A 590-nucleotide genomic window follows, 5' to 3' on the forward strand; every position below is an offset into this window, starting at 1 on the left:
CCCTGCTGGTCCTGGTCCTGGGGGTCCCGCCGGTTGTGCGGGCCCGCGGGCCGTGGCGGGTCCTGCCGGTCGGGGGCGGGGATGCCGTCGGAGTGGAGGGGGCCGCGGGTCGCGAGGGCCGACGTGACCAGGATGCCGGCTTCCGGTGGTGTCCCGACGGCTGTGGCCAGGCACGGCCCGGTGCGCCCGGGCGGCAGCTCGTGCACGGTGACGGCGTCCGCGCGCAGATGGTCGGCGATCATCCGCGCGGCGGCGCGCCACAGCGGCCGCGGCTCGGCGCTGTGCAGGCAGCGCTGGGCCAGGTCCGCCACGATCGCCTGTTCGGCCGCGCGGATGCGCAGCTTCGCCCGTGCCTGCTCGCGTTCGGTGACGTCGGTGGCGACCAACGCCACCGACGTCACCGTGCCGTCCGCGGCGGCCAGCGGCACCGCGTGGGTGTCGTAACAGCGTCCACCCGCCTCGACGACACCTGACACTCGTTCGCCGGAGCGCGCCGCCCGGCGGGCCATGCGCCGGATCGTCACGTCCTCGAAGGCCGTCCCTCCGGACGCTCTCCCTCCCGGCGGCCCTCCCGGCGGCATGTCCTTGGA

The 590-nt window shown here is 76.6% G+C and carries 1 pseudogene; it reads right to left on the minus strand.

What is annotated here, in order from left to right:
* Positions 1-509, minus strand: a pseudogene (locus tag NBW84_RS06885) (hypothetical protein); the annotation flags it as partial.
* Positions 510-590: the final 81 nt, after the last annotated feature.

It is taken from the genome of Protofrankia sp. CiP1_Cm_nod2, assembly GCF_920664355.1.
GTDB lineage: Bacteria > Actinomycetota > Actinomycetes > Frankiales > Frankiaceae > Protofrankia.